The organism is Cytobacillus praedii (assembly GCF_001439605.1).
Lineage (GTDB): Bacteria > Bacillota > Bacilli > Bacillales > Cytobacillaceae > Cytobacillus > Cytobacillus praedii.
In genome coordinates, this window is sequence record NZ_LMBX01000036.1 from 16,214 (window position 1) to 41,034 (window position 24,821).

General features: G+C 35.7%; 23 protein-coding genes. 13 read left to right on the forward strand and 10 right to left on the reverse strand.

Annotation, left to right across the window (positions count from 1 at the left end; genetic code table 11):
* Positions 1-10 precede the first annotated feature (10 nt).
* The 4 genes from ASU02_RS23535 to ASU02_RS23550 are packed head-to-tail and all read left to right on the forward strand — an operon-like array spanning position 11 to position 3,322.
* Positions 11-895 (forward strand): carbohydrate ABC transporter permease, encoded by an 885-nt coding sequence (locus ASU02_RS23535; RefSeq protein WP_232426329.1) that lies wholly within the window; start codon positions 11-13, stop codon positions 893-895.
* A 12-nt stretch (positions 896-907) separates the two neighbouring features.
* Positions 908-1,693: a carbohydrate ABC transporter permease gene (locus tag ASU02_RS23540; RefSeq protein ID WP_057767862.1), complete on the forward strand. Its 786-nt coding sequence runs from the start codon at positions 908-910 to the stop codon at positions 1,691-1,693.
* 28 nt (positions 1,694-1,721) lie between these two features.
* On the forward strand, positions 1,722-2,492 hold the full coding sequence (locus ASU02_RS23545; protein WP_057767863.1) for a sugar phosphate isomerase/epimerase family protein: 771 nt from the start codon (positions 1,722-1,724) through the stop codon (positions 2,490-2,492).
* 44 nt (positions 2,493-2,536) lie between these two features.
* Positions 2,537-3,322: an HAD-IIA family hydrolase gene (locus ASU02_RS23550; protein ID WP_057767864.1), complete on the forward strand. Its 786-nt coding sequence runs from the start codon at positions 2,537-2,539 to the stop codon at positions 3,320-3,322.
* Positions 3,323-3,529: 207 nt separating this feature from the next.
* Here ASU02_RS23550 and ASU02_RS23555 read toward each other — a convergent pair whose 3' ends face one another.
* Genes ASU02_RS23555 through ASU02_RS23565 form a run of 3 tightly spaced genes read right to left on the reverse strand, consistent with a single transcriptional unit; the run spans position 3,530 to position 5,959 of the window.
* Entirely contained in the window at positions 3,530-4,357 is an 828-nt protein-coding gene (locus ASU02_RS23555; RefSeq protein ID WP_057767865.1) for a DUF4097 family beta strand repeat-containing protein, read from the reverse strand.
* Positions 4,354-5,046, reverse strand: a complete 693-nt coding sequence (locus tag ASU02_RS23560; RefSeq protein WP_057767866.1) for an ABC transporter permease — start codon at positions 5,044-5,046, stop codon at positions 4,354-4,356. Before ASU02_RS23560 ends, ASU02_RS23555 begins: the two co-directional genes overlap by 4 nt.
* Entirely contained in the window at positions 5,024-5,959 is a 936-nt protein-coding gene (locus tag ASU02_RS23565; protein ID WP_057767867.1) for an ATP-binding cassette domain-containing protein, read from the reverse strand. Before ASU02_RS23565 ends, ASU02_RS23560 begins: the two co-directional genes overlap by 23 nt.
* A 152-nt stretch (positions 5,960-6,111) precedes the next feature.
* On the opposite strand from ASU02_RS23565, the gene ASU02_RS23570 reads away from it, so the two are divergent.
* Positions 6,112-6,834: a response regulator transcription factor gene (locus ASU02_RS23570; protein ID WP_057767868.1), complete on the forward strand. Its 723-nt coding sequence runs from the start codon at positions 6,112-6,114 to the stop codon at positions 6,832-6,834.
* Entirely contained in the window at positions 6,831-7,931 is a 1,101-nt protein-coding gene (locus tag ASU02_RS23575; RefSeq protein WP_057767869.1) for a sensor histidine kinase, read from the forward strand. The genes ASU02_RS23570 and ASU02_RS23575 overlap by 4 nt, the downstream gene beginning before the upstream one ends.
* A gap of 259 nt (positions 7,932-8,190) precedes the next feature.
* Here ASU02_RS23575 and ASU02_RS23580 read toward each other — a convergent pair whose 3' ends face one another.
* Positions 8,191-8,970, reverse strand: a complete 780-nt coding sequence (locus tag ASU02_RS23580; RefSeq protein ID WP_057767870.1) for a hypothetical protein — start codon at positions 8,968-8,970, stop codon at positions 8,191-8,193.
* 144 nt (positions 8,971-9,114) lie between these two features.
* Between ASU02_RS23580 and ASU02_RS23585 the strand changes: the two genes are divergently transcribed.
* Complete coding sequence (locus tag ASU02_RS23585) at positions 9,115-10,374, forward strand: hypothetical protein (RefSeq protein ID WP_057767871.1); 1,260 nt, start codon at positions 9,115-9,117, stop codon at positions 10,372-10,374.
* A gap of 172 nt (positions 10,375-10,546) precedes the next feature.
* On the opposite strand, the gene ASU02_RS23590 is transcribed toward ASU02_RS23585, so the two are convergent.
* Positions 10,547-11,110 (reverse strand): TetR/AcrR family transcriptional regulator, encoded by a 564-nt coding sequence (locus tag ASU02_RS23590; protein WP_057767872.1) that lies wholly within the window; start codon positions 11,108-11,110, stop codon positions 10,547-10,549.
* Between the two features lie 171 nt (positions 11,111-11,281).
* Between ASU02_RS23590 and ASU02_RS23595 the strand changes: the two genes are divergently transcribed.
* A complete protein-coding gene (locus ASU02_RS23595) occupies positions 11,282-12,718 on the forward strand; it encodes a DHA2 family efflux MFS transporter permease subunit (RefSeq protein WP_057767873.1) in 1,437 nt (478 codons plus the stop codon).
* Positions 12,719-12,834: 116 nt separating this feature from the next.
* On the opposite strand, the gene ASU02_RS23600 is transcribed toward ASU02_RS23595, so the two are convergent.
* Positions 12,835-13,176 (reverse strand): DUF7668 domain-containing protein, encoded by a 342-nt coding sequence (locus tag ASU02_RS23600; protein ID WP_057767874.1) that lies wholly within the window; start codon positions 13,174-13,176, stop codon positions 12,835-12,837.
* Between the two features lie 172 nt (positions 13,177-13,348).
* Here ASU02_RS23600 and ASU02_RS23605 point away from each other — a divergent pair, with 172 nt between their 5' ends.
* Positions 13,349-14,230, forward strand: coding sequence for a MerR family transcriptional regulator (locus ASU02_RS23605; RefSeq protein WP_198317485.1), 882 nt, complete (start codon positions 13,349-13,351; stop codon positions 14,228-14,230).
* Between the two features lie 97 nt (positions 14,231-14,327).
* Here the strand turns inward: ASU02_RS23605 and ASU02_RS26145 are convergent, their stop codons facing one another.
* The 3 genes from ASU02_RS26145 to ASU02_RS23615 all read right to left on the reverse strand — a co-directional run bounded on the left by ASU02_RS26145 (position 14,328) and on the right by ASU02_RS23615 (position 19,261).
* The gene (locus tag ASU02_RS26145) at positions 14,328-14,465 is read right to left on the reverse strand and encodes an anti-repressor SinI family protein (RefSeq protein WP_082631920.1); all 138 of its coding nucleotides are present in this window, start codon (positions 14,463-14,465) and stop codon (positions 14,328-14,330) included.
* Positions 14,466-14,904: 439 nt separating this feature from the next.
* Positions 14,905-17,454, reverse strand: a complete 2,550-nt coding sequence (locus tag ASU02_RS23610) for a LuxR C-terminal-related transcriptional regulator (protein ID WP_057767876.1) — start codon at positions 17,452-17,454, stop codon at positions 14,905-14,907.
* A gap of 550 nt (positions 17,455-18,004) precedes the next feature.
* Positions 18,005-19,261 (reverse strand): helix-turn-helix domain-containing protein, encoded by a 1,257-nt coding sequence (locus tag ASU02_RS23615; protein WP_057767877.1) that lies wholly within the window; start codon positions 19,259-19,261, stop codon positions 18,005-18,007.
* Positions 19,262-19,418: 157 nt separating this feature from the next.
* Between ASU02_RS23615 and ASU02_RS23620 the strand changes: the two genes are divergently transcribed.
* A complete protein-coding gene (locus tag ASU02_RS23620; RefSeq protein ID WP_057767878.1) occupies positions 19,419-20,177 on the forward strand; it encodes an SDR family NAD(P)-dependent oxidoreductase in 759 nt (252 codons plus the stop codon).
* A 432-nt stretch (positions 20,178-20,609) separates the two neighbouring features.
* Positions 20,610-22,145, forward strand: a complete 1,536-nt coding sequence (locus tag ASU02_RS23625; protein ID WP_057767879.1) for an ABC-F family ATP-binding cassette domain-containing protein — start codon at positions 20,610-20,612, stop codon at positions 22,143-22,145.
* 81 nt (positions 22,146-22,226) lie between these two features.
* Here ASU02_RS23625 and ASU02_RS23630 read toward each other — a convergent pair whose 3' ends face one another.
* Positions 22,227-22,958, reverse strand: a complete 732-nt coding sequence (locus tag ASU02_RS23630; RefSeq protein ID WP_057767880.1) for a class I SAM-dependent methyltransferase — start codon at positions 22,956-22,958, stop codon at positions 22,227-22,229.
* A gap of 158 nt (positions 22,959-23,116) precedes the next feature.
* On the opposite strand from ASU02_RS23630, the gene ASU02_RS23635 reads away from it, so the two are divergent.
* Together ASU02_RS23635 and ASU02_RS23640 are read left to right on the forward strand one after the other, a co-directional pair.
* Positions 23,117-23,548 carry a MarR family winged helix-turn-helix transcriptional regulator gene (locus ASU02_RS23635; protein ID WP_057767881.1) on the forward strand — a complete coding sequence of 144 codons (432 nt, stop codon included), beginning with the start codon at positions 23,117-23,119 and terminating at the stop codon, positions 23,546-23,548.
* A complete protein-coding gene (locus tag ASU02_RS23640) occupies positions 23,535-24,740 on the forward strand; it encodes an MFS transporter (protein ID WP_057767883.1) in 1,206 nt (401 codons plus the stop codon). Before ASU02_RS23635 ends, ASU02_RS23640 begins: the two co-directional genes overlap by 14 nt.
* Positions 24,741-24,821 lie beyond the last annotated feature (81 nt).

A 24,821-nucleotide genomic window follows, 5' to 3' on the forward strand; every position in this document is an offset into this window, starting at 1 on the left:
GGTGAAGGATTTGAGGAGAAGTAATGTTGTCAGAGAAAATTTGACTGCTTGGATTTTCCTCCTTCCATCCCTCATTTTTCTTGTCATGTTTACTTTATATCCGATATTGAGCACATTCATTTCCAGTTTTTATAAATCGGATTTATCGACAATAGAACCTATATTTATAGGGTTCGATAATTATGCAATCATGATGAAAGATGAGGTATTTCGGAAGGCGTTTATTAATAACATTTGGTTCACTATTGGTACTGTTCCAACAAGTGTATTACTTGGCTTATTATTAGCAATATTAGTAAATCGGACTTTTGTTGGAAAAGTAATGTCTAGAGTGTTTTTCTTTTATCCAGTTGTTATTCCAATGGTTGCAGTATCTTTTATTTGGTTGTTCTTCTACACACCAGATTATGGGATGATTAATTCTATTTTGAAACTGATTGGATTTGAAGAATTAAACTTATTAGGTAATTCAGGCACAGCTCTATTGTCGATTATTATTATGGTCATTTGGAAGGAAGCAGGCTTTTTTATGATTTTTTATTTGGCCGCTTTACAAAACATTCCAAAAGATTTAATTGAAGCTGCACGAATTGATGGTGCTTCAAAATGGAGACAATTCCGCAGTGTTATATTTCCTTTATTAATGCCAACAACTTTATTTTCAATCATTATAGCGACAACGAATGCATTTAAAACTGTCGATCAGCTAGTAGTTATGACACAAGGTGGTCCAAATAATGCAAGTAACCTGCTGCTTTATTACATCTATGAAAATACATTTCGTTTTATGGATTATGGAAGGGCAGCGACAGTAACTGTGATTGTATTAATGATCATGGTGAGTATTGCGGCTATTCAATTTTTCGCTGCAGATAAAAAAATTCATTATAGTTAAGGTGGGAGTCCATTGAATCGGCTCATATCAATTTCTACATATATATTAGCACTTTTATGGGCACTCCCATTTTTAGGTATTGTTTTTATGGCCTTTAAAGACTCAAGTGAACAGGGATATTCTCTTACTTTTAGAAACTTTATTGATGCTTGGAATGCTGCACCTTTTGGTCAATACTACTTGAACACAATTATTATTGTAATAGCGATTTTGTCTGTACAGCTTATTACCATTACATTAGCTGCGTATGCTTTTGCAAGAATGAATTTCATTGCCAAAGGTTTTACTTTTATGTTAATTCTCATTCAAATTATGATACCAAGTGATGTCTTAATTTATCCAAACTCCAATACAATCGCACAATTAGGAATTTATGATACAAAATTAGCAACGACGATTCCATACTTCATTTCTGCATTTGGTATTTTTTTATTAAGACAAACGTTTAAAGGGATTCCTTATGAACTTGAGGAAGCTGCAAAGATGGAGGGGTGCAGTCGTCTGCAAATTATTCGGAACGTATATATCCCATTAGCAAAACCGACATACCTTGCATTTGGATTAATTTCAGTTAGTACGCAGTGGAGTAATTTTTTATGGCCATTGATTATTACAGATTCAGATGAGAATCGTCCGTTAACAGTAGGGCTTTCAATGTTTGCCAAAGCTAGTGATTCAGGAGCTCAATGGGGGATTGTATGTGCTGGTACATTATTCATTATATTTCCTTTATTGTTGGCCTTCTTACTATTTCAAAAGCAATTCGTTTCAAGTTTTATGCAATCAGGCATAAAGTAAAACTAATTTATATATTGGAGGAAGTATCGTGAAACTTTCTATCTCAACATATACTTTATTTTCACAACCAATAGATGAAGCAATCAAACAGTTGGTGAATGGTGGATGGAAGTCGATTGAACTTATGGGTGAAGGGGAACACCATGGAGAACGGTTACTAGAAATGGATGATTCACAACTTATGAGTATTGCACAATTTGCTAAAGAGAATAGGGTATCTTTTGGTTTCCATTTACCAATTAAACATTTTAATCCAGCATTAGTAGATAAAACAACTGAAGAGATATGGAATAACTGTTTGCGAATTGTCCGTATTCTTGAAATGAATTATGTATTACTTCATCCTGGTTTAAATCTTTCAGTAGACAATGGGATCGATTCAACTTCTCGATTTATAAAAGAGATGCTTGAAGACTTACCTAAAGAGACGAAGCTTGCCATTGAAAATGTCCCACCTGCGGAAAATGTAATTGGTTCATCGATTGATCAGCTTATTACAATCATTCAAAAAGTAAATGATAGCCGAGTATCCATCATGTTAGATACCGGTCATTGCTATATGAATAGTAAAGAAGCCTTTATTCAGGAATGCGGTAAAGCGTATAACCATCTTTTCGGAATACATATCAATGATAATCATGGAAAAGATGATGAACATCTTGCCATTGGAGAAGGGGATATCCCATTTAAACAATTGCTTCTAGAATATAAAGAAAAGGACTGCGTATATGTATTAGAAACAAATTCTGTAGAAGGGGCAGAGAGATCACGAAGAAAAATAACGCAATTTTTTGATTAGCCCCTTTACAGAACAGAAGAGCAACAGAGAGGAAGTAGAATCATATGGTTCATGTTAATGAATATGATGCTTTTTGTTTTGATTTAGATGGAACGATATATGTAGAAGATACATTATTACTAGGGGTTAAGGATGTTATAAGCAGTTTAAGAGATTATAATAAAAAAGTCTTATTTATCTCAAATACTTCTATTCACACAAGAGAAACATGTAAAGAGCGTTTAGGGAAGATGGGGATAGAGGCAAGTGTAGATGAGATCATTACAACTACTTATATGGCTGAACGTTTTTTTAAGCAAAACATTCCGAATGCTAATGTGTATGTTGTAGGTGAACATAGCTTAATAGAACAGTTAATGAATGTTTCAATTAGATTAACTACTAATCCCGTTGAAGCAACACATGTACTTGTTGGGCTAGACCGAGATTTTACGTATAAAAAATTAAGTCATGCCATGAAAGCTGTTCGAAATGGTGCAAAAATTATAGTCACAAATCCGGATATTGTTTGCCCTGTAATGGATGGCTATATTGCAGACGCTTTCGTGTTAGCACAGGCGATTGAAACGGCATCAGAGAAGAAAATTGATACGATAATTGGAAAGCCTTCAGCATATTATAGTACGGCTATTATGGATTTATTAAACATTCCAAATGAGAAATGCTTAATTATCGGTGATCGGTTGGAAACAGATATTTTGCTTGGGTTAAATAGTGGCATGAAAACATGCTTAGTATTAACAGGGGTCACGAAGAGAGCAGATATTGCAGGCACAAAAATTTATCCAGATTATGTTGTTGAAAACCTTTCAGAGTTCATGTTAGCTTAATGTGAAATTTAAGTGGATAAGCAAATTAATTAGATTATTTATTTATTTATCTATCAACTACAAAACCCCACTGAAATAAGGTGTCGACTAGTTTATGATTGTATTTTAACTAAGTAATTCACCCCCTTCTATGAAAGAAGGGGGTTTTGCTATTATTGACTTCATTCAAATCGATTATCAATCAGTGAAATTCAATAGAATGATTGGCTACTTTATCAAAACTGCACCATCTTTTGTTTCAGCTGAAAGCATATTATCCCCTTTGCCAATAATATGTGTTTTCTTATTATAATTTGGCAGCATTATTTCAATATCTTCACCAGCTGTTGTAATCCGAAGGGAGTCGGGTGCTTTTTTATAGTGTATTCGAATATCTCCTGAAGTACTTTTTGCTTGTAATTTTGGCTGTTCTTTTGCCTCTGTTATATTAATTTGTCCATCAACTGTTTGTATCTTATGGTTGATGCCTGTGCTATCTTTTATGGAGACATCACCTGCATTTGTGGTGATTGAAAAATCTTCAATCGAACTTTTCGCAATGGATACACTGCCATCTTTTGTTTGGATATTTGCATTTGAGATGGACATATTTTTAAGAATGGCATCACCTGCAGCTGTTTTTATTTCTACTGAATCCAGCACTAATTTATTAATGGTAGAGTTCCCGTCAACCGTATGAAGTGTGAGTGTTTTAAGCTGACCCTTAGGAATTTGTACGAGAATAGTAGGTGTCTGACGAAGATGAATATAATCTGTCCATTTTTTCTTTTGTTGTTGTTCTTCCACCACGAATCTTTCGTTTTCTTCGCGAATGCCTACCCTTTTTTTATTTAATTGATGTCCTTTTATTTGTACATGTATTTTATCATCAGGTGAGCTGGTAAAATCGATATTTAGCATATCAAGCTTCACATCAATATGTGAGATTGATTTGTACTCGCCGATTGTTATGGTTTTTGCAGGTTGTTTCATAAATAGATAAATACTTGCACCGATGAACCCGGGTAATAGTACGGCTAACATAGTTTTTTTCATGATGAAACATCCTGTCTATCAATATTGCGAAAGGATAAATAAGCAATGCCAATTCCAAGCAGAGCTAGAATCAGCGGGATGATGACAACATCAGCCAGGCTAAATGTCTTTCCGCTATCTGAAACTGTTGAATTTACTAAAACGCCAATAATGACAGCTGAGGTGATCGTTGTCGCTGTTGATTTTTTCCGCATGCCGAAAAATAATGGAATTAGTGCAATCGCACCCATCGAAAATGCGTTTGTTATTGTTTTTGGAAAAGTGGCTACTATTTCTTGCCAAGTAATTGTGCCTGCAAATAGTCCGAGTGAAGGCTGCAAAAATAATGTAGTCACTTGCATAAGACAAATACCAATCAATAAACTTCCTGTCGTAAAGGTATAGGCAAGAATTAATTTAGCCAGTAACAATTTTTTTCGCTGGATTGGGTAGGTGAATAGCACTTGCATCGTTTTTGTTCGAAATTCCGAAATGACTAAACGCGAGAGAATGACACTGCCAAATGTAATGAATGTAATATTGGTGATAACTGTAATAAGTGACATGAATTCTTGGAATGAACCCATATCCCCGCTGTCAATGGCTATTAATGTGACAAAACCATAAATGCCCAAAATACAGCATACAAAGGTTTTAAAATAACGTGTCATCTGATTTTTGTTCCACTCAAGCTTCATAATCTGCAGCATTTGTGATCCCTCCATTAATGCGGCGAACAAAGTATTCTTCCAATGTTTGCTGCCTTATTTCCACTTTCTCGATATCTACCCCATGAAGAATTAAATGCTTTGTCATGGAGGTTGCCTTTTCATTTATTTTTGTAATCTGCAACGAATTTTGGCTAAGGATTTGTACTTTTGCACCAAACCCATCCTCTAGTAAACGCTTTGCCTTATCAGTGTCACTCACTACAATTTCAACCGTTGGCTGTTGCAGCTTGCGGAGCTCAGTCATTGTGATTTCTTCAATTAATTTACCATGATGTAATATGCCAATTGTATCTGCAATGGACTCAATTTCAGAGACAATATGACTGGAAATGATAAGGGTCATTCCATACTGTTTTTTTAATTTGATAAATAACTCACGCATTTCTTTTATGCCAATTGGATCCAGCCCATTAACTGGCTCATCCAATATTAATATTTTGGGTTTTGTGACAATTGCACGTGCAATTGCTAGGCGTTGGCGCATACCGAGTGAAAATTCTTTTACTTTCTTCTTCTCTATCTCCCTGAGTCCTACAATTTCTAAAACCTTAACGATGTGATTATGATCTTTATATCCTATATATGCACAATGCAATTGCAGGTTTTGATAGGCGGTAAGGTCGTCGTAAAATACTGGATATTCAATTAAACTGCCAATGTCTTTCAAATAGTGATAAGAATCTTTAGTGATATGCTCGTTTTGAATAATGATTTCACCGGAGGTCGGTTTAACTAAGTTTAATATCATTTTCATTATCGTGGTTTTACCAGCACCATTTGGTCCAAGAAACCCATAAATTTCTCCTTCTTTTATATTCATGTTTACACTGGTAATGACAGATTCGAGTGTAAATCGTTTTGTTAACTGGTGTGTCTGAATAATATTGGTCATACAAAAGCCTCCTGTTTCTATTTGCTTATCTACAGCTTAAAAGATGAAAGTAAAAACAAAGTAAACAGAATGGAAAATGTACGTAATTTTTATTTGAAAAGTAGGTGGTAGTGGGAAAAAATGCTAAAATGAAAATAAAAAGAGGAAAATGTATGAAAGATCATGCAAGGATTTTAATTGTGGATGATGAAATTGGCATTTTAAAAATGCTAGATATCACATTGAAAAGAGAGCACTTTTCCCATATTACAACAGTACCAACAAAAGAAGAAGCATTGCGGGCTTTAAAGGAGAAAGAATTTGATATTATTTTATTAGATGTCATGCTGCCAGATGGGGATGGGTTTGCATTATGTTCAGCCATTCGTCAGCAAACGACTGCGCCCATTTTATTTATTAGTGCACGTTCTAGTGACTTTGATAAATTAACAGGTCTTAGTGTGGGTGGGGACGATTATATTACAAAGCCTTTTAATCCACTTGAAGTTGTGGCGAGAATACGTGCTATTTTGCGCAGACAGAGAGTGTACGAAAATAAGATAGGGCAATTTGAAAAGAAAAGCTATGAATACAGCACATTTTCATTTTCACCTGATGAGGCTTTATTAACTGTGCATGGGGAAGTAGTAAAAGCTACTGCAAAGGAATTAGAATTATTGCTTTTCTTTTGTAAAAACCCAAACCGTGTATTTACTACCTCAAAAATTTATGAGCTTGTTTGGGGAGAGGATGTGTTTGGAGAAGAGAAAACGGTCACAATCCATATTGCAAAGCTGCGAAAAAAATTAGGTGATCATTCGAAAAATCCAACGATTATTGTTAACTTGCGGGGCATTGGCTATAAGTTTATTCCTCCAACAGGTGATGCAAGGTGAAAGTTCAACACCGCTTTATTCGGTACCTATTATTAGGATTTGCTTTTTGGTTATTGGTTTTAACTATCATAATACCAATTATAATGCAGCTTATTTTACCAAAGTTCGGGCTTGTCGGTGAGAAATATGAGTGGATCGTACCAATTATTATTTGTATTGTGACACTGTTATGCATCATTCTATTTGGCTGGTATTTTGGAAGTCCCTTAATGCTTGTGATGAAGGGGATTAATCAGCTTGCTCATGAGGATTTTACTGCTCTTCAAGAGCAAAAAAAAATATATACACGTAAAGGGAAGTTGAAAATTCGCTATCGATTATATCAGGAAGTGATCACACAGCTTTCTGACCTGCGATTACGGCTAGAAAAGGCAAAGGACGAACGTGAGCAGGTAGAAGAGGCGAAGCGGGATTGGATTGCAGGAGTTTCACATGATTTAAAAACACCATTAACCTATATTAAAGGATATTCTAAATTATTGCTAAGCCCGGATTATAATTGGTCAAAAGAGGAGCAGCATAATTTCATTCAAGAAATTGATGATAAAGGGACACATATGGAGCAGCTTGTGGAAGATCTAAATTTAGCAATACGTTTTGAGGGGGCACAATTGATGCCCATTAATAAAATAGCACAAAATATTGTTACTTTTGTCCAACAAGTGCTGGCTGATGTTAGCAATGATTTGCGAGCGCAAAAACATCAATTTGAAATGTATACGGAACTCGATAAATTAGTGATGGAAATTGATTCTCATTTATTAAAACGGGCACTGCAAAATATATATATAAATGCGGTAATCCACAATGAATCACCTATTACAATTACAACTACCTTGAAAAAGGACCAAAATAGTTTAACTATTTGTATCCAAGATAATGGAATCGGTTTGACAAAGGAAACTCAGCAGAATTTGTTTAATCGTTATTACCGGGGCACAACGACCGAACAAAAATCTGAAGGAACAGGGTTAGGTATGGCGATTGTGAAAAGTTTAATTGAGGCGCATGAGGGTGTAATTGAAGTAGAGAGCGTAATACAGCAAGGGACAACATTCACAATCATACTACCCATTAATAATGTAATATCTCCATGAAACCCTTAAAGGATAAGTTCTTTGAGCTGTATAAGATATAACTGGTTTTGTAAGTGGAATACTGCCATTTTGCTAACATCGAGGATATTATTCGAAGCTTTTCAAAAGTTTATTGAACTTTTGAGAGGCTTCTTTTGTATTGCACCCAACTTTAATCTTCCATCGAGTAATAGTAAATCCTTTTGCTCAAATTCTGAGGTAGCTGCCATAGATGTTCTTCAAAAAAGAAGACTAGGATAACATCCTTAGCCTTCAAGTATTAATCCTCAACCAGAAATTCAATATCGAAATGCGGAACAGTATTTCTAAGAATTTCTTCAAATAAGTATTTATCCCCAATGCCCTTTTCTACATATTCAGCGTAAAGTGCGTGTTCTTCCAGGAAGATTTTTTCTCCATTTATGTAATAATCGAAAACCTTTCCTCCTTCAAATCGTTTAATCATCATATTTACATTAGGAACAGATGCTAAGATTTTTTCTTTTGTTTCGTTAACAATCTTTAATTCCTCTCCATCTGTTAATGCCTCTGGAAAGTCAAAATTCACGATTAAGTATAACGGTGAATTATCAAAAACACTTTGTAACGTAATATCTTTAAATTTATAAATATCCTTATAGTTCTCAAATAGTTTATCCGGGTTTTCATCATAAGCAATATTCATCATCGATCCACTAAGGTTAGAATTATTTAAATAAATAGATTCAGGTGCATCGCCTACTATGGCTCTTATTTTTTTAGTATAGAGCGCATTTAAATGTGGACCTATACTGTTCAATAGTGGATCATCATTCTCCATATGAAAGATTTGTTTGTTGCCTTCATTATCTTCATAAGCAATCTCCCAAGCTATGAAGTTTTCATTATAGTCTCCTGCTGCAATAGCTTTATTATGTTCATTTGATGTGTTCAATACTGTCCAATCCCCAAGCGTATAATCTAAGAAGTCCTTATATTTAACAGTGTAGTCCTCCGTAAATTCTCTAGTACAGCCGCTCAGTATAATTAAGACAAGAAAGAGTGCTGATAATTTCTTCATTGTGTTCTCCCTCGTAATTCTAGCATTATAAATAATAATATATTTTAAATCATTTCCCATGGAAAACGAAGGGTATAGACGCATAGCGCAGGGAAATGCTGGTAACATTATAAAGGGACATCCACTCTAAGGAGAGAATAATCCATGCCACATCAGAAGTTCGAGTCAGGGAACATAAAACCTCGCTATTCCAAAGGGAAGATCTCTGTATTTGGGATCAACTCGGTATATCCACGCACACCTTGGATTGTAGCCTGGTGGTCAGCTGCCTTTCCAGGGTTTGGGCATATGTTTGTTGGCAAGTATCTACATGGGTTTATTCTAATTATTTGGGAGCTTGTGGTAAATGAAAAATCCAATCTAAACATGGGCATTGCCTTATCCTTTCTTGGCAGATTTGAGGAGGCAAAAACTCAATTAAATCAGGACTGGTGTCTGCTTTATATCGCCGTCTATGTATATTGTATCTGGGACAGTTACCGTTGTGCGGTTGAGATCAATAAAAGTCACGTGCTGGCAGAAGTTGAAGATGCACCTATTGCACCATCAGATGTTAGTTTTTTTGATGTGGTCATTCTCGACAAGAAAAATCCTTGGGTGGGAATGGCATGGTCAGCTTTCACACCTGGATTAGGGCAATTATATGGTGGCAGTACGATTGTTGGCACATTCATATTGGCCTGGTGGATATTTGTTTGCTATAAGGCAGTGGCCGTACGTGCCTGGCTCCATTCATTCCTTGGAGAATTTAGCTCAACAGCAATGGTGGACTGGCAATGGTTCCTCTTCCTGCCTTCAATGTACGTTTTTGCCATTTACCAAGCGTATACATCAGTAAATGAAAGCAATATTTTATTCGATATTGAACAAATACGGTTTCTTAGAGTGAGGGCTGCTAACTTGAACCAGCTAAACACAATCGATAACGAAGTAGTACAAATAATTGCAACCTTTGAACATTCCCCTTTTGTAGAGATGGCAATCCATGATATTGAGAAGTTGGGAGTACCATCCCAGAATATCGTTGCGCTGCCTCTGGAAAACCTTGAATCCCAAGCACATATTCTTGACTCCATTCATCGGGTGGATGGCAGAAGTATTCTGGATGGGGCGATGATGTGCGGTACGATCTTTGCAGTATTGGGGGCAATTTATGGATTCATCTTATACTGGGGACCAATCATTTGGGGGTTGCTTGGCTTAGCAGGAGGATTCTTCTTGGGATTGGCAATCGAATTAGCACTCAATAGAAAGAAACTAAAAGTTTTTGCGAGCCGTAAAAGTGAGGTTATTATCGAGGTAACATGTAATGCCTCACTCAAGAACGAACTGATTAAAGCCCTTAAATCAAGGAAGGCTATGGGGTTTGTGATAATGCCTAAACAAGTAAGATCTTATCTATAACTGCAGAATTAAAAACTATATATGCTCTGTAACGCAAAAGAAGTAACACGCTATGAGTTCGGTTACTTCTATTTATTTTGTCCAATGATAGTACCACTAATTTAGATGATACTATTGCTAGGACAGTGACAGAAGTGGATGAAATTTAAGCGCCCAGATAAATAGTAAGAAGCTAGGCATTCTCAACTTTTAACTGTCTCCTAGTCATCCACCGCGACAGTTGCTGTGCAATATATTCAGAGCTATAATGTTTTCCATCGCGAATCCACCACATTAAAATTCCTAGAATCGAGGATGCGATAATATCTTTTGAAACAGCATCTTCTGTTACGATTTTTCGCAGATCGCGCCTAGCTTGAACGAAGTCTACGATAAAGTTATGAAGCTTCTTTTGGAAAGCCTTTTCTTCGAATAACACGGATAAGTATTTTCGATGTTGATAGAAATAATCCAAAAAGGTAATCATTTGTTCATCTGAATTTATAGATTCTAGCTGTAGTAACGGTGACAACTTATTAGACAGATCGTCGAAAACATCATAAACGACATGCTTCAATAAATCCCGCATATCTAAATAATGCAAGTAGAATGTAGCACGATTTAATTCTGCTTTTGCAGTTACTTTTTGAACAGTTAATTCCTGTAAATCTTGTGATTCAATTAATAATGATTGAACCGCTTCCTTCAATAGACGTTTGGAGCGAATAGCACGTGGGTCCTCTTTTTTTACCGACATTTTAATGCCTCCTTTATCTATTAAACAAACATTTTAACAACACATGAAAAAAAACTGTTGCATAGTTGACGCTTTATTAAAAAATGTTGGTGGTTTCTTCATTTAAAAGTTGTTACAATTCATTTTATCGTCATTGTGTTGATAAAGTAAAGAGGAGGTCTATGAGTTTCTATGGATCAACAAATAAATAAAAAAGTATTACTGTTTGTGCTGCTGCTTGGAGGATTTTTATCGATTTTAAATCAAACACTTTTAAATGTTGCATTAAGCAGATTTATGGAAGTGTTTAATGTTAGTGCAACCACCGTTCAATGGTTAGCAACAGGATTCATGCTCGTTAACGGTATACTGATTCCGGTAACGGCTTTTTTAATGAAGCGTTTTTCTACACGTCAGTTATTTATAAGCTCGATGCTATTATTATTAATCGGTTCTATATTTTGTGCGATTTCAGCAAATTTTACGGTTTTATTAATAGGACGCATGATTCAAGCTGCAGGTGCTGGTATTATCATGCCGCTTATGATGGGTATCGTTATGTTTATTTTCCCGCCAGAAAAACGTGGGAGCGCAATGGGCCTAATAGGTCTTGCCATGATCTTTGCGCCAGCGATTGCACCAACATTATCTGGCTTTGTCATTGAATATGTATCATGGCGCTGGTTGTTTATCGGCTTAATCCCACTTGTAGGAATTGTTATCTTATTAGCATTCAAATATTTAATTAACGTATCTGAAGGATCAAAAGCAGATTTGGATGTGCTAAGTTTCATCCAATCAACAATCGGTTTTGGGCTAGTATTGTATGGATTCAGTAATGCTGGCAGTCACGGCTGGGACGATGCGGTGGTGTTATCGTCGATTATTGCGGGGATTTTAGTGCTAGTGTTATTCACAATGCGTCAATTACGGGCTAGTGATCCGTTCTTAAATGTTCGAGTGTTCCAGAACAAAACATTTACAATGACATCTCTCATTAACATTATCGTAACGATGATGTTATATGCTGATATGATTTTGCTGCCGATCTATTTACAAGATGGGCGCGGCTTTACAGCATTTGATGCAGGACTATTATTATTGCCAGGGGCCATCATCAATGCACTCTTATCACCTGTTACCGGAAAATGGTATGATCGATTCGGTGCGAAGCCCCTATTCATTATTGGTTTAATTTTTGTTATTCCTTCGATGTGGATTGTAACCGACTTAACGCAAAACACGACATATACTTTCTTGATGATTCGTACGATCTTCTTACGTATCGGTTTAAGCTTTATAACAATGCCACTGAATACAGCTGGCTTAAATGCATTACCTAAGGACCTTATTACACATGGCACAGCCGTAAACAATACGGTTCGTCAAATTGCAGGGGCAATTGGTACGGCGGTTGTTGTAACCATTTATACATCGAAAGCAACAGACTATGCAGGCGATTTAGTTCATCAAGGTGTAACAGAAAGAATTAAAGAACTGTCATCTATTTTTGCCTCAAGTGAATCATACTACTTCATGATGATTTTAGCGGTGGTTGCACTTGTGATCACAATTCTGACACCGCTGAAAAAACCAATGCCAGCTGAAAAAGCAGAAGAGATGCAATAAACATGGAATCCGTAAGTTGATACAACCTTTGGAGGATCTTCCCTATAGTGTAGTCTTCTCCGGCATTATAAAAATAAAAGGACCCCTTTCTAGTATAAACTCGAAAGGGGCTTTCCTTATGCATCAAGTGTTTCAATATAAAATTCTGTTACTCTCGTTCTCTCTTCATCTGCTTTTGCCTGGCAAAACAGTACGATTGGGCTTTCTTCATCGTCGAACCATAAGTACCTTATTTCAGCGCAAAATCCGCTGTTATCATTATATTCATACACATCTATTTCCATTTCTTCGTTGCTAGGCGGCAATGAAAGGATTCCTTGTTCCTGAAACACTTCCTTCAAGAAGTTTTCCGTTTCCTCATTTAATTTATTCTCTTCTTTCAGTTTATCATAGCGTAGATGGACTAAATCAACAAATGCTTCTTTCGTCAATTGCCTGATTTGCTCTTCAATTGTCACTTTCCAATCACCTCCTAATGTTATATTTTGACATTACCATATGGCAGTGTCTTGATGGAAGTGCTAAAGTCATGCATAGCAAGGAAGTTTGTATAATATTGCTTGATTTTTTTAGAGCTATTGACTATTCCCTTAGGTAATGGTTTAAGATGATTTTGAGGTGAAGAACGTGTTGATTAGTGAAGCAAGCAAATTAGCAAATTTGACTAAAAAGGCAATTAACTATTATATAGAACAAAATCTGATTTTTCCTGACAGCTTAGAAAATGGGTATCGGCATTTCAGTGACAAGGATGTTGAACGCTTAAAGGAGATTTCCGTTTTACGAAAACTTGGTCTTAGTATAGAAGAAATTAAAATGATATGTACGGATGATGCTAGCTCTGCAATTCAAAAGATATCCGTACGGAAGGAATTAAGTTTACAGCGGGATAAAGCCCAAAAAGCTATACTTGATAAACTTAGTTATGGCTATAGCTTTGCTGAAATTCACAAGGAATTAGAAGCCATTGAGCAGAGTGCAACTGTAACAGAAAAGTTACTGGAAGCATTTCCAGGATACTACGGACGATTTATTTGCTTACATTTTGCACGGTTTTTGGACGAGCCTATTGAAACGAGTGAACAGCAAGCTGCTTATGAAGAAATTATCGCGTTTTTGGATAACGCACCATCTATAGACTTTCCTATAGAAATACAATCGTTTTTAGTAGAAAACACAAAACATATCAATACAGACGACATTCATGACATGATAGAGAACACAAAAAAATCTTTAGAAGATCCACAGAAGTTTTTATCGGGAAATAGGGAGAGGTTAGAACAATACCTAGAATATAGGCAATCTGAAGAATATAAACAATCGCCGGTTTATCATATGCAAAAAATACTGAAGGAATATAATCGTACAAGTGGGTATAATGATGTCTTTATTCCCGCGATGAAAAAGTTAAGTAGTTCTTATGCAAAATATTATGAGCAAATGGAAAATGCAAACGAAAAATTACTTTTACAGTACCCTGAAATTGCTGCGTTGAACAAATTAAATGAGTAAAGACTGCGTCCTTAAAATTAGGAGGCAGTCTTTTTTATATATGAATTTCTTATATATATTAATCCTTAATAATTATAGTTTTTTTGAACAATGAAAACTATCTAATATAACAACTTGTTACCTCCTGATTTTGTTGAGTTGACATATAAAAAAATGCCTGTATGTCTTCAATACTAAGACCTATTTTCCTTGCTTCCATAATTAATTGGACCCATTCTTGTTCTAATTTATCCATGTTTTTACCTCCGTTAATAATTGATAAGATTCCGCTTGTAGTTACTCCTTCACGTATAGAGGGATGAGAAGTGTAGGTGAAGTAAGACTGGTTGTAATATTTGGAAAATAATTCAAAGTATCTAAATCGGAATATTGCGAATTTTTTTCGTAGAGTACATGATATTGTATACTAAGTGATTAATTCCCTTCTTAAAGAAAAAATATTTTTAAAGACTTAAAAAAGCTCATTGATCCCATAAATAATGTATTAATATGTTATGAATGATTTTTGATGTTTTTATACGAAATGTAAGGTTAACACACTTATTATAATAATAAACAAATTCAGTTTATATCTGCTATTGAGGAATGTTAATATTTTACTATTAGCTAATGAATTAATTAAAAAAACACATCCATCAATAGGATGTGTCAGTAAATACAGTTATTATTAGCGGCTAAAGGTTCCATTCTTTTGCTAATAAGATTGCTTGTGTTCGGGATTGTACTCCAAGCTTGCTATAAATAGTAGTTAAATAGACGCGAATGGTTCCTTCAGAAAGAAATAATTGACTAGCAATCTCCCGGTTTGATGCACCACTTGCTAATAATTGGAGGACATCTAATTCACGAGGGGTAAGTATGTCTTTACTTGATTCATCGGTCATTTTATGCTTAGTCTTTAACAAATCTTCAACATAGGAAAGGGGAACAGAATTCCAATTATCATTTGAATGCTTTTGTCGAAACGTTAGATATTTTTTTAATAGCAGAATGCTATCTGCATCGTCAAGAAAGATTCTTTTATATCCAAAGGAAGAACCTAATTCCATTGCTTTATGTACGGTGTGAAAGGCTAATTCTAAACGATCTATTTTCAGATAACTAATTGCTTCAAGTAGTGTGGCTTCTATAATCGTTGAAATTTGATTTTCATTTAATGCTTTTTCTTTTACACGGATAGCGATTGTCAACGCCTTTTGAATATCATTAGTTGCTAATAAAAAACGCACGTAAGTGAGCAGCCAGAATTCTTGTCCTAATTCAATTTTAAGCATGTCTGGTCTTTTCATTTTGAACAGTTCGATTTCTGCATTTGTTCTGTTTGATTCCATTAGATAACAATGAGCCTTCATCGCTTGCAATGAACGAATCCAATACCATTCAGTCACACCTTCCATGGCATGATCTAAAACAGCGTGAGCGGCGGTAAATTGCCTTTTTGCCATATAAATCCTACTTTTTAATAGATAGAGAGGGATGGATAAACCAGAATCTTGAAAACGATAAGCATATTTCAATCCTCCTCCTATTTCATCCATTGCATCTTCAAGTAAATTTGCTTCATATAGTATTTCGGCTAACACAGCATAGCTAAATCCCATCATATTTTGTTCTTTAAATTCGCTTTGGCGAAAGAAATTTGCAAATCCAATCGACTCTTCTATTGGAGAGAATTTTCCTTTTGATCCGATTAATGTACGGGATATCTTTGCTTCAAACTGATTGTATTGCATTGGAATATGATCCCATCTAGAACTCACTCTTCCCACTGTAAGTTGTTTTACAATAATCTCTACCATTTGTTCCGGGTTATCCCCAATTGCCATGAGGACATATGCTTTTAAAGTAGTCAAAATACTCACAACACCTTGATGATCAGGTTGATCCATCCATTGATTAACAGCATGCCTTTGTTCCAGTTCATCGATTAATTTCTTTGCTTTTTGTAAGTTGGGAATAGAGGTTAGTGCAATGATATACATGACAAGCGTTTCAAAGGGAAGAGAATAGTTATTGGTTCGTAATAATTCCACCCAGCGCACAAATGTTGATAGTTGTCCTGTTGTAAAAATATCAACAAGGTAGGTTGTAATCCATAAATCCGCTAAATCATAGATTTCTTGCTGTAATACTAATTCAATTGCAGAAACGTAATCTCCTTTTTCGCATAAAAGGGTCGCAGCCTTCTTATAATATGCAGCCACTTGTTCTTCAGGATATTTGTTTCTCATTTCTGATTGAAGAACATCTGCGAATAAATGATGATAACGAAACACAGGACGATTTGAAGATAGACGAACGGTAAACACGCCTTTTTCGACAAGCTTTACTAATACATCGTAACTATCAATACGATCCGTTAATAAATTACAAACCTTGGGTTCCAGCATGTTTAGGACAGAGGTTTGTAAAAGGAAATCCTGCGTAGAAGGTGAAAGTGTTTCGAAGATTTCTTTCATCAAATATTCGGCCACAAATGGATGTGTTCCATCAAATTTGTCCACACTGAATTCATCTTTGGCAATGGATAAACTTGCTAATTGTATACCAGTCACCCATCCCTCCGTTAAATCCAACACATCTTGATATAATTTGCTACCATTTAATAAAAAATTTTTCTTTTTATATAAGGCTTCCACTTCCTTATAAGTAAAACATAGCTGCTTAAAACCAATCTCCGTAATCCATGATTTTACTCGCCATTTAGCTAAGGGAAATGGCAGGTTCGTTCGACTTAATATATAAACACGCGTGTTATTTGGCAAATAATCAATAAAGCGAATCATCATCTCATGAATAATAGGATGCTCAATATAGTGATAGTCATCTAAGACAATATGTAAATTTTCTTTAACAGAGCTAATTTCATTTAAGAAAGAATCAATTATAAGCTCATATGGGGATTGAGGATGTGAAGTGAATAGTGGAAATAGTCGAGTAGCTAAATCATTATTAAGTGCGTCAGACATGGATTGTATGACATATTTCCAAAAACGAATCGGATCATTATCAATCGCATCAATCGAAAACCAAGAAGTAGGTTCGTCCATTTTGCATATCCACTGACTAAGAATAGTTGTTTTCCCATAACCACCTGGTGCTTGGATAATTGATAATTTTGTAGAATTCCCTTTTTTTAATAATTGCTGGAGCCGATCTCGATTGATTGCCATTTTTGCAATACTTGGTACTTTTGTTTTAGAATCCAACCAAATAGTATTCATTCATTCCCTCCTCCTTAGATTACGTGGAGTATGCGACAACATTATTATTTCAAATAACATTTTTTAATAAAATATATAATAAGGGATTTATTGGATGAAGTTTTGCTGGCTATTTTTTGTAAGCCCAATAATGATAGACAATCTGAATAAATTATAAAATTAATTGTCAATAAATACAAATTTTTCAGAACTATTGTCATAAAACTGTAGAATTTAGGTAATAGAGTGTCTTTTCGAAAAAGTTAATAAGTAGGGGGAGTTTTGTACATGTACTCTTTAGGAATTGATTTTTTCTCCTTTACATTATTAGGAAACAAAAAGGATCCTTTATCGGTTCGTTATTAAAATCTCCATCAGAGAAATACGATAGCAGACGTTGTTCGTGGCAAAAAGATTGAAATAGGGCCGGGTCGTCAATTTGGATTGGTGGAGTATACAAATGAGTTCAAGCATGCTTCCATTATCAAAGATGACAAAAAAGACAAAGTGTTAAAGGCAAAAATAAGGCATTTAATTATTACAGTAAAAGCTTTGACTTTCAGGATCATTGTCATAACTGGGACAATGATCCTGTCCCTCTGTCCCTTCCTCTATATTGCTTAGGTGTTAATCCGGTATGTTTTTTGAAGGTTTTTATAAAATAGCTTTGATCGTTGAAGTTTAAAAATGTGCCGATTTCCGAAATCGAATAGTTCGTTAAATCCAATAGCTTTTTTGCTTCGTCTATTCGAAGCTGCTGAATAAATTCGCTTATAGAAATACCAACTTCTTTTTTAAAAAGAGAGGATAAATAATTGGGACTTAAATGACATATTTCTGCTAGGTGATCAAGTGAGATGTCGCCATACAAATGGTTATAAATATAGTTCTGACAAGCAGTGATGGGTGCCGAATATTTTGCTTCATTTAATTGGTGCACACGATTGGTAAAATCACTTATGGCTTCTTCTGTTAACTTCAGAATGGCTTTCAAACTTCCTAATTCCTCGAGTTGCTGAATATAGAAATCACTTAAAGTAAAGGCAAGTTCATCATTTAAACCACCTTCAATCGCGGCTCTGCAAACAAGAGCAATTCCTGTGATCATCAGATTTTTTTCACTTCTTAATCGATTTCGTTTGGACAACAGCCCCAATTCTGCTTCACCGATAATTGAGTAGTCGAAAATATCCTTTAATTTATCTTTTTGGCCGTGTTTAACATAATCGAGCAAAACTCGTTCATATGAAAGGTTTGAATGAAAAATTAAATTCCTTCTACCATTAGAAAGCTCAAGATCCAAATTCTCTGATTCAATGTTAACCAGGTTCAACTCATGATTGTTTTGTATGACAAATGATTTATCTAACTTTTTACGGTAAATCAAAAAATACATTAATAAGCTGATCGCCAGCAGCTGCTGTTTATCAATAATAGGAACGGAGTGATAGTAGTCAATAAGCTTTCTTTTATTCACGTTTCCCTTAAAGGCGTCAACTATTTTGGAGATATTTGCATCAGAAATTTCTGATTCAAGGACGGGTCCCGCTATAATAGAACCTAAAAAGTGATTCTCTAATTTCAAATTAATAAAAAAGAAGTTCAAATTAGAATTTGAAAAGAAGATAGGAAAATCATTGGGATCCTCTTCATTAGAATATAAACTTATCTGTTGCTTGAACGGGACATCATATGGATTTCTCCGCATGTCACTTGTTGAAATTTCGTATTCAACCTCGCCTAGTGTATTGACATAATAAACGGGAATTTGATGAGCTTCATAAATTAACTGACAAATAGATCGTAATTCTTCTTTTGGCATTTCCATTTTAATTACAAGCTCCATTCAAGTTTAGTTGAATTTATTTTGTGTATTAAAGATGATAAAAAAATACTATTATTCGTAAAATATTGCAATAAATATAGCTTTGCAAGTTTTAAAATAATTGATGTATCAACTATTTAATAACAAGGGGGAGCTATAAATGGAATTAACAAACAAAATTGCTGTCATAACTGGAGCAGGAAGCGGGATTGGCAGAGCAAGCAGTTTGAAACTTGCTGGTGAAGGCGCAACCGTTGTTCTAGTCGATTTCAATAAAGAAACAGGGGAAGAAACATTAAAGCTTGTTAAAGAACAGGGCGGAGAAGGGATCTTCGTTCAAGCAGATGTTTCAAAAGATGAAGAAGTACAAAATTATGTAAATAAAGCAGTCGAAACATATGGACGTATAGATGTATTTTTCAATAATGCAGGTATTATTCAAAAGTTTGCTCCATTCACTTCAGTGGAAGAATCTGAATTTGATCGAATTATGGCGATCAATGTAAAAGGGGTCTTCCTTGGCATGAAATATGTGTTAAAAGTAATGGAAGAGCAAGGCAGTGGTTCTATTATTAACACGGCTTCTACTGCTGGAGTTCGTCCTGAGCACAGTGTAGCAGTGTATTCTGCAAGTAAGCATGCAGTGATAGGCTTTACAAAAGGGGCTGCATTAGAATATGCTAATAAGGGAATCCGTATTAATGCCCTATGTCCTGGCGGTGTTCAAACAGCCTTAACTGCTAGTGTAGCCACTCAATTTGAAAAAGGCGGTTATGTTCCAGAAGAGATTTCAAATATGAGAATGGGCCGTTATGCTGACCCGAAAGAACTAGCTGAAATGGTTTCTTTCTTAGCATCAGATCGAGCAAGCTATATGACAGGTTCGGTTGTTCTTGTGGATGGCGGATTGACATTATAAGCTATATTTAGCGAACATCCTTATGAATTAATCGTAATATAGAAAGAGGAAAGGAGGTGCTTCCATAAAATGAATAACCAGAATAGAGTTTTCATTAGAGAGATTTGCTCCGCACAAATGTATACGATGAAGCATTGTGTCAGGAGCCTAATCAGGAAGCAACCTGCTTCCTCTATTCATCGGCTAATAGTTTGCTGATAAAAGTATAGGGTGCTATGCTTATTTGAGTATGACTATTTGCCGATGATATAAAGATTAAAGGGCCATAGACAATGCTTTGTCTATGGCCCTTTGTTTTGGATTTTTCAATGAGCTTTTTTATTGAAATGTTTTTTTGCTGCATCTATTACAGCAAAACCCCAAAGCAAAGAGCTGGCGTCTAAAAACGCCGTCTCTTTGCTTTTTTTTATTTTTAGGAAATGAGGAATGAACATGAGTTTACTAGAGGTCAGAAATTTAACCCACAGTTATATAGATAAAGTTCTATATGATAAAGCAAGTTTTGATTTATACAAAGGCGAACATATGGGGATTGTAGGACAAAATGGTGCAGGAAAAAGCACCCTGATAAAAATATTGATGGGAGAAATGATTCCGGATAACGGTTTGATCAAATGGCAGCCTTCCATTCGTATAGGGCATCTTGATCAATATGCCAAAATGAATGGAACTCAAACAATTATTGAATATCTAAACACGGCATTTGCAAATCTTTTTGATCTAGAAAAGAAAATAAATGATCTGTATCAGGAGATGGCGGATACAGGTAATTATGATTTGCTGGAGCAAACAGCAGCCTATCAGGAAAAACTAGAGGCGAGTGATTTTTATTTAATTGACAGTCAGATTGATAAAGTCGTATATGGGTTAGGGATAAATGCAATCGGCACGAATCGCTTAATTAATGAGCTTAGTGGGGGACAGAGGGCGAAAGTCATTCTTGCGAAGCTTTTGCTGGAAAAGCCAAATGTTCTATTGCTGGATGAGCCAACAAATTTCCTTGATAAAGAACATGTAGAATGGCTTGCCAATTATTTAGCCGTTTTTGATGGCGCTTATATAATTGTATCCCATGACTATGACTTTTTAGAAAAAGTATCTTCTTGCATATGTGATATTGAGTTTGGAACGATTAAAAAATATACAGGGAAATACTCGGATTTCCTTAAGCAAAAAGAGCATTTGCGAGAAGATTATATTAGACAATATGAGGCCCAGCAAAAAAAGATAGAAAAAACGGAAGAGTTTATTAGAAAAAATATTGCTGGAGTTAATACGAAGATTGCACAAGGGCGCCGGAAACAGCTTGAAAGGCTGGAACGATTGGCACCGCCAACTTTCACTCATAAACCTGCTTTTGCCTTTAAAGATATCCCACTTTCCGGGCAGATCGCACTCTCAGTAAATGAGCTAGAGGTTGGTTACGGAAAACCGCTATTGCCTAAATTGAATTTCTCTGTGCTAGGCGGGGAAAAGCTAGTAATTACAGGCTTTAACGGAATCGGTAAATCTACATTGCTAAAAACACTTGTACAACGTATATCGGCTATAGCAGGCAGGTTTCGATTTTCAGAATCAGTAAAGATTGGTTATTTCGAACAAGATTTAGTATGGGAAGATGGAACGAAATCACCGCTGCAAATCATCTCAGATTATTATCCAAAATTGGGTTTGAAGGAGATTCGAAGCCGATTGGCTCAATGTGGTGTAAAGAATACCCATACGACTCAAGCAATAGCGACGCTGAGCGGCGGAGAACAGTCGAAGGTGAAGCTATGCCTGCTCGTACTTTCGCCGTGTAATTTTCTTATCTTAGATGAACCAACCAATCATTTAGATGCGGAAACAAAAGAAGCATTACAAAAAGCGTTAATTCAGTTTAAAGGCAGTGTATTACTAGTCTCGCATGAAGAAAAGTTCTATCAGCAGTGGGCTGATCGCTCCTTAAATATAGAGGATTGCATATAGTCAATTAAATCGGCAAAAGCCTCTGGATAAAAGGGGCTTTTGCCATTGCAGATGATATTTGAGGAACATAAATTTTTCCGCTTATTTGGTACAGGAAAAGGCAAGTACGACTGGAATTCTTAGTCTTCTAGTGAACTCTTCTTCATTGGAAAAATACTCACGGCTAGGTGTTCCTTCTCGTAAATCAACCACTGAAAAACCAGATGCAGTAAGGGCTTTAAAGTAATATTCAATGGTTCGATGATACTTTACAACGGTTTGGTCAATCCAAGGTTCTTTTCTTTCACCTTCAATAAAGTAATCATCAACGACCCAGTTCCCGCGCTGATCACCTTTTTGTTTGCTTATAAAAGAAGAAGTAGTAAGCGGATGCTGCACACTGAAAATGAATTTTCCATTATCTTTTAAGGTGCTATGCACGTTTTGAAATAGTAAAAGAATATCTTGAACATAGTGGATAGCAAAACGAGAGGTGACAATATCGAAATTGTTTTCAGGATAGTGATAGGATTCCATCGTTTTATGCAGAAGGGACCCATTTAATCCAGATAAATTAAAAGTTGCAGAGGCTATCATCTGTTCAGAACCTTCTATTCCTGTGTAAGATGCTGCTCCTTGCTCTAGTAGTTCCTTTCCAAATGATGCATCGCCACAGCCTAAATCTAAAATACTTATATCTTGAACGTTACCAATAAGTTCTTTTATGATAGGGCCTTCAATCGCATTGTTGGGACTGTCCTTCCTATTCCTTCTTTTCATGTAACTGTTAAAAAAATCAGCTTGGTCATAGGCGCTGGATCCCCTATATTCCATAACAGATACCACCCCTCTTAATGATATTCAATAAGCAAATAGCTTTGAATATTTTACCATATAATGAGAGTAACTTGACTTTTTCTTAAAATAACCGTATAGTTACCTTTGGTAATAGTTATCCATGGTAATTTTTTTTTTGAAAGGAAGTGTAAGAATTGGAAGGTTTTTTTCAACGTTATCTAAGTCTTTATCGTTCGCTAATAACTACATTGAATGAATTATTGAGCGCTTATGAGCTTTCTTATTCTTTATGGCAAGTTATCTACCATATAAAAACCAATGGTCCGTCCACACTTGTAGATATTTCTGCTAGATATAATGTAGAAAAGCCGACCATTACCAGAAGGGTTCACCGTTTGGAAGAATTGCAAATGGTGAAGCAAATTCCCGGTAAGGATAGGAGAGAAAAGGTGATTCAGTTAACTGAATTAGGAGATAAGATTTACCAGGAATGCAGAAAAAAAATAACTGATTTAGAACATAGTGTGATGGAAGGGATAGCGAAAGACGAGCAAAATGCTGCCTTCCATATTCTTCCCAAAATCCAAGAGAATCTATTTAATAGAGAGGGTAATAAAAGTGAGTAAGCCTAAATTATGGACGAAGGATTTTATTATTGTGTCCAGCATCAATTTTTTGTTAACGCTAGTCTTTTATTTATTGATCGTCATAATAGGTGTCTATGCGGTAGATGAATATCATGCAACAACAAGCCAGGCAGGACTTGTAACAGGACTTTTTATTTTGGGCACGTTAATTGGCCGTTTATTTATCGGCCGCAGTATCGATTTAATTGGGCGTAAAAGAACATTGTTCATTGGATTAATTTTATATATATTATCGACAACATTATATTTTATCCACTTTGGCATCATCTTCCTCCTTATTACTCGTTTACTGCATGGAATTACGCTAGGTATTGCGAGTACAGCTACGGGAACAATTGTGGCTCAGATTATCCCGGAAACACGAAGAGGAGAAGGGGTCGGTTATTATAGTATGAGTGCCACATTGGCTACTGCAATTGGACCGTTCGTAGGTCTATACATGAGCCAGCATACGAGTACCCAAATTATTTTTAGTCTTTGCCTTGTTTTAGGAATCATTAGTCTGATCACAGCATTTTTTGTGTATGTACCGGTATTGGAAGGATCAGCAAAAACAAATGAGACAAAAGGATTCAAGCTTTCCCAATTTATTGAGCCAAAGGCCGTTCCGATCGCATTGATTACTTTAGTTGTTGCCTTCTGTTACTCTAGTGTTCTATCATTTATTAATTTCTTTGCTATTGAAATTGACCTTGTTAGTGCAGCAAGCTTTTTCTTTCTTGTCTATTCAATAGCGGTATTGGTTTCACGTCCATTTACAGGCCGATTAATGGATGTAAAAGGAGCAAACTATGTGATGTATCCGGCGTTTATTTTCTTTACAGCCGGTATGCTGCTTTTAGGTTTGGCTCACAACAGCGTTACGCTATTAGCAGCAGGCATCTTAATTGGACTCGGATTTGGAAATATGCAGTCATGTACACAAGCAATTGCCATTAAGCTCACTCCACCTCATCGAATGGGATTAGCTACGTCAACTTTCTTTATTTTTCTTGATGCAGGGCTTGGATTTGGACCCTATCTATTGGGATTCTTTATACCAATTACGGGCTATAGTACACTTTACATGATTTTAGGCATTGTTGTTTTGGTATCCTCTGGCCTTTACTATGTCCTGCATGGCAAGAAAGAAAGGACTACTATTAATAATGCAGTTGAAACGCTTGGTTAAGTTTAGTACCGACCCCCGAAAGTTAGAGTAATAAATCTAACTTTCGGGGGTGTTTTTTATGGCAAAATATAGTGAAGAATT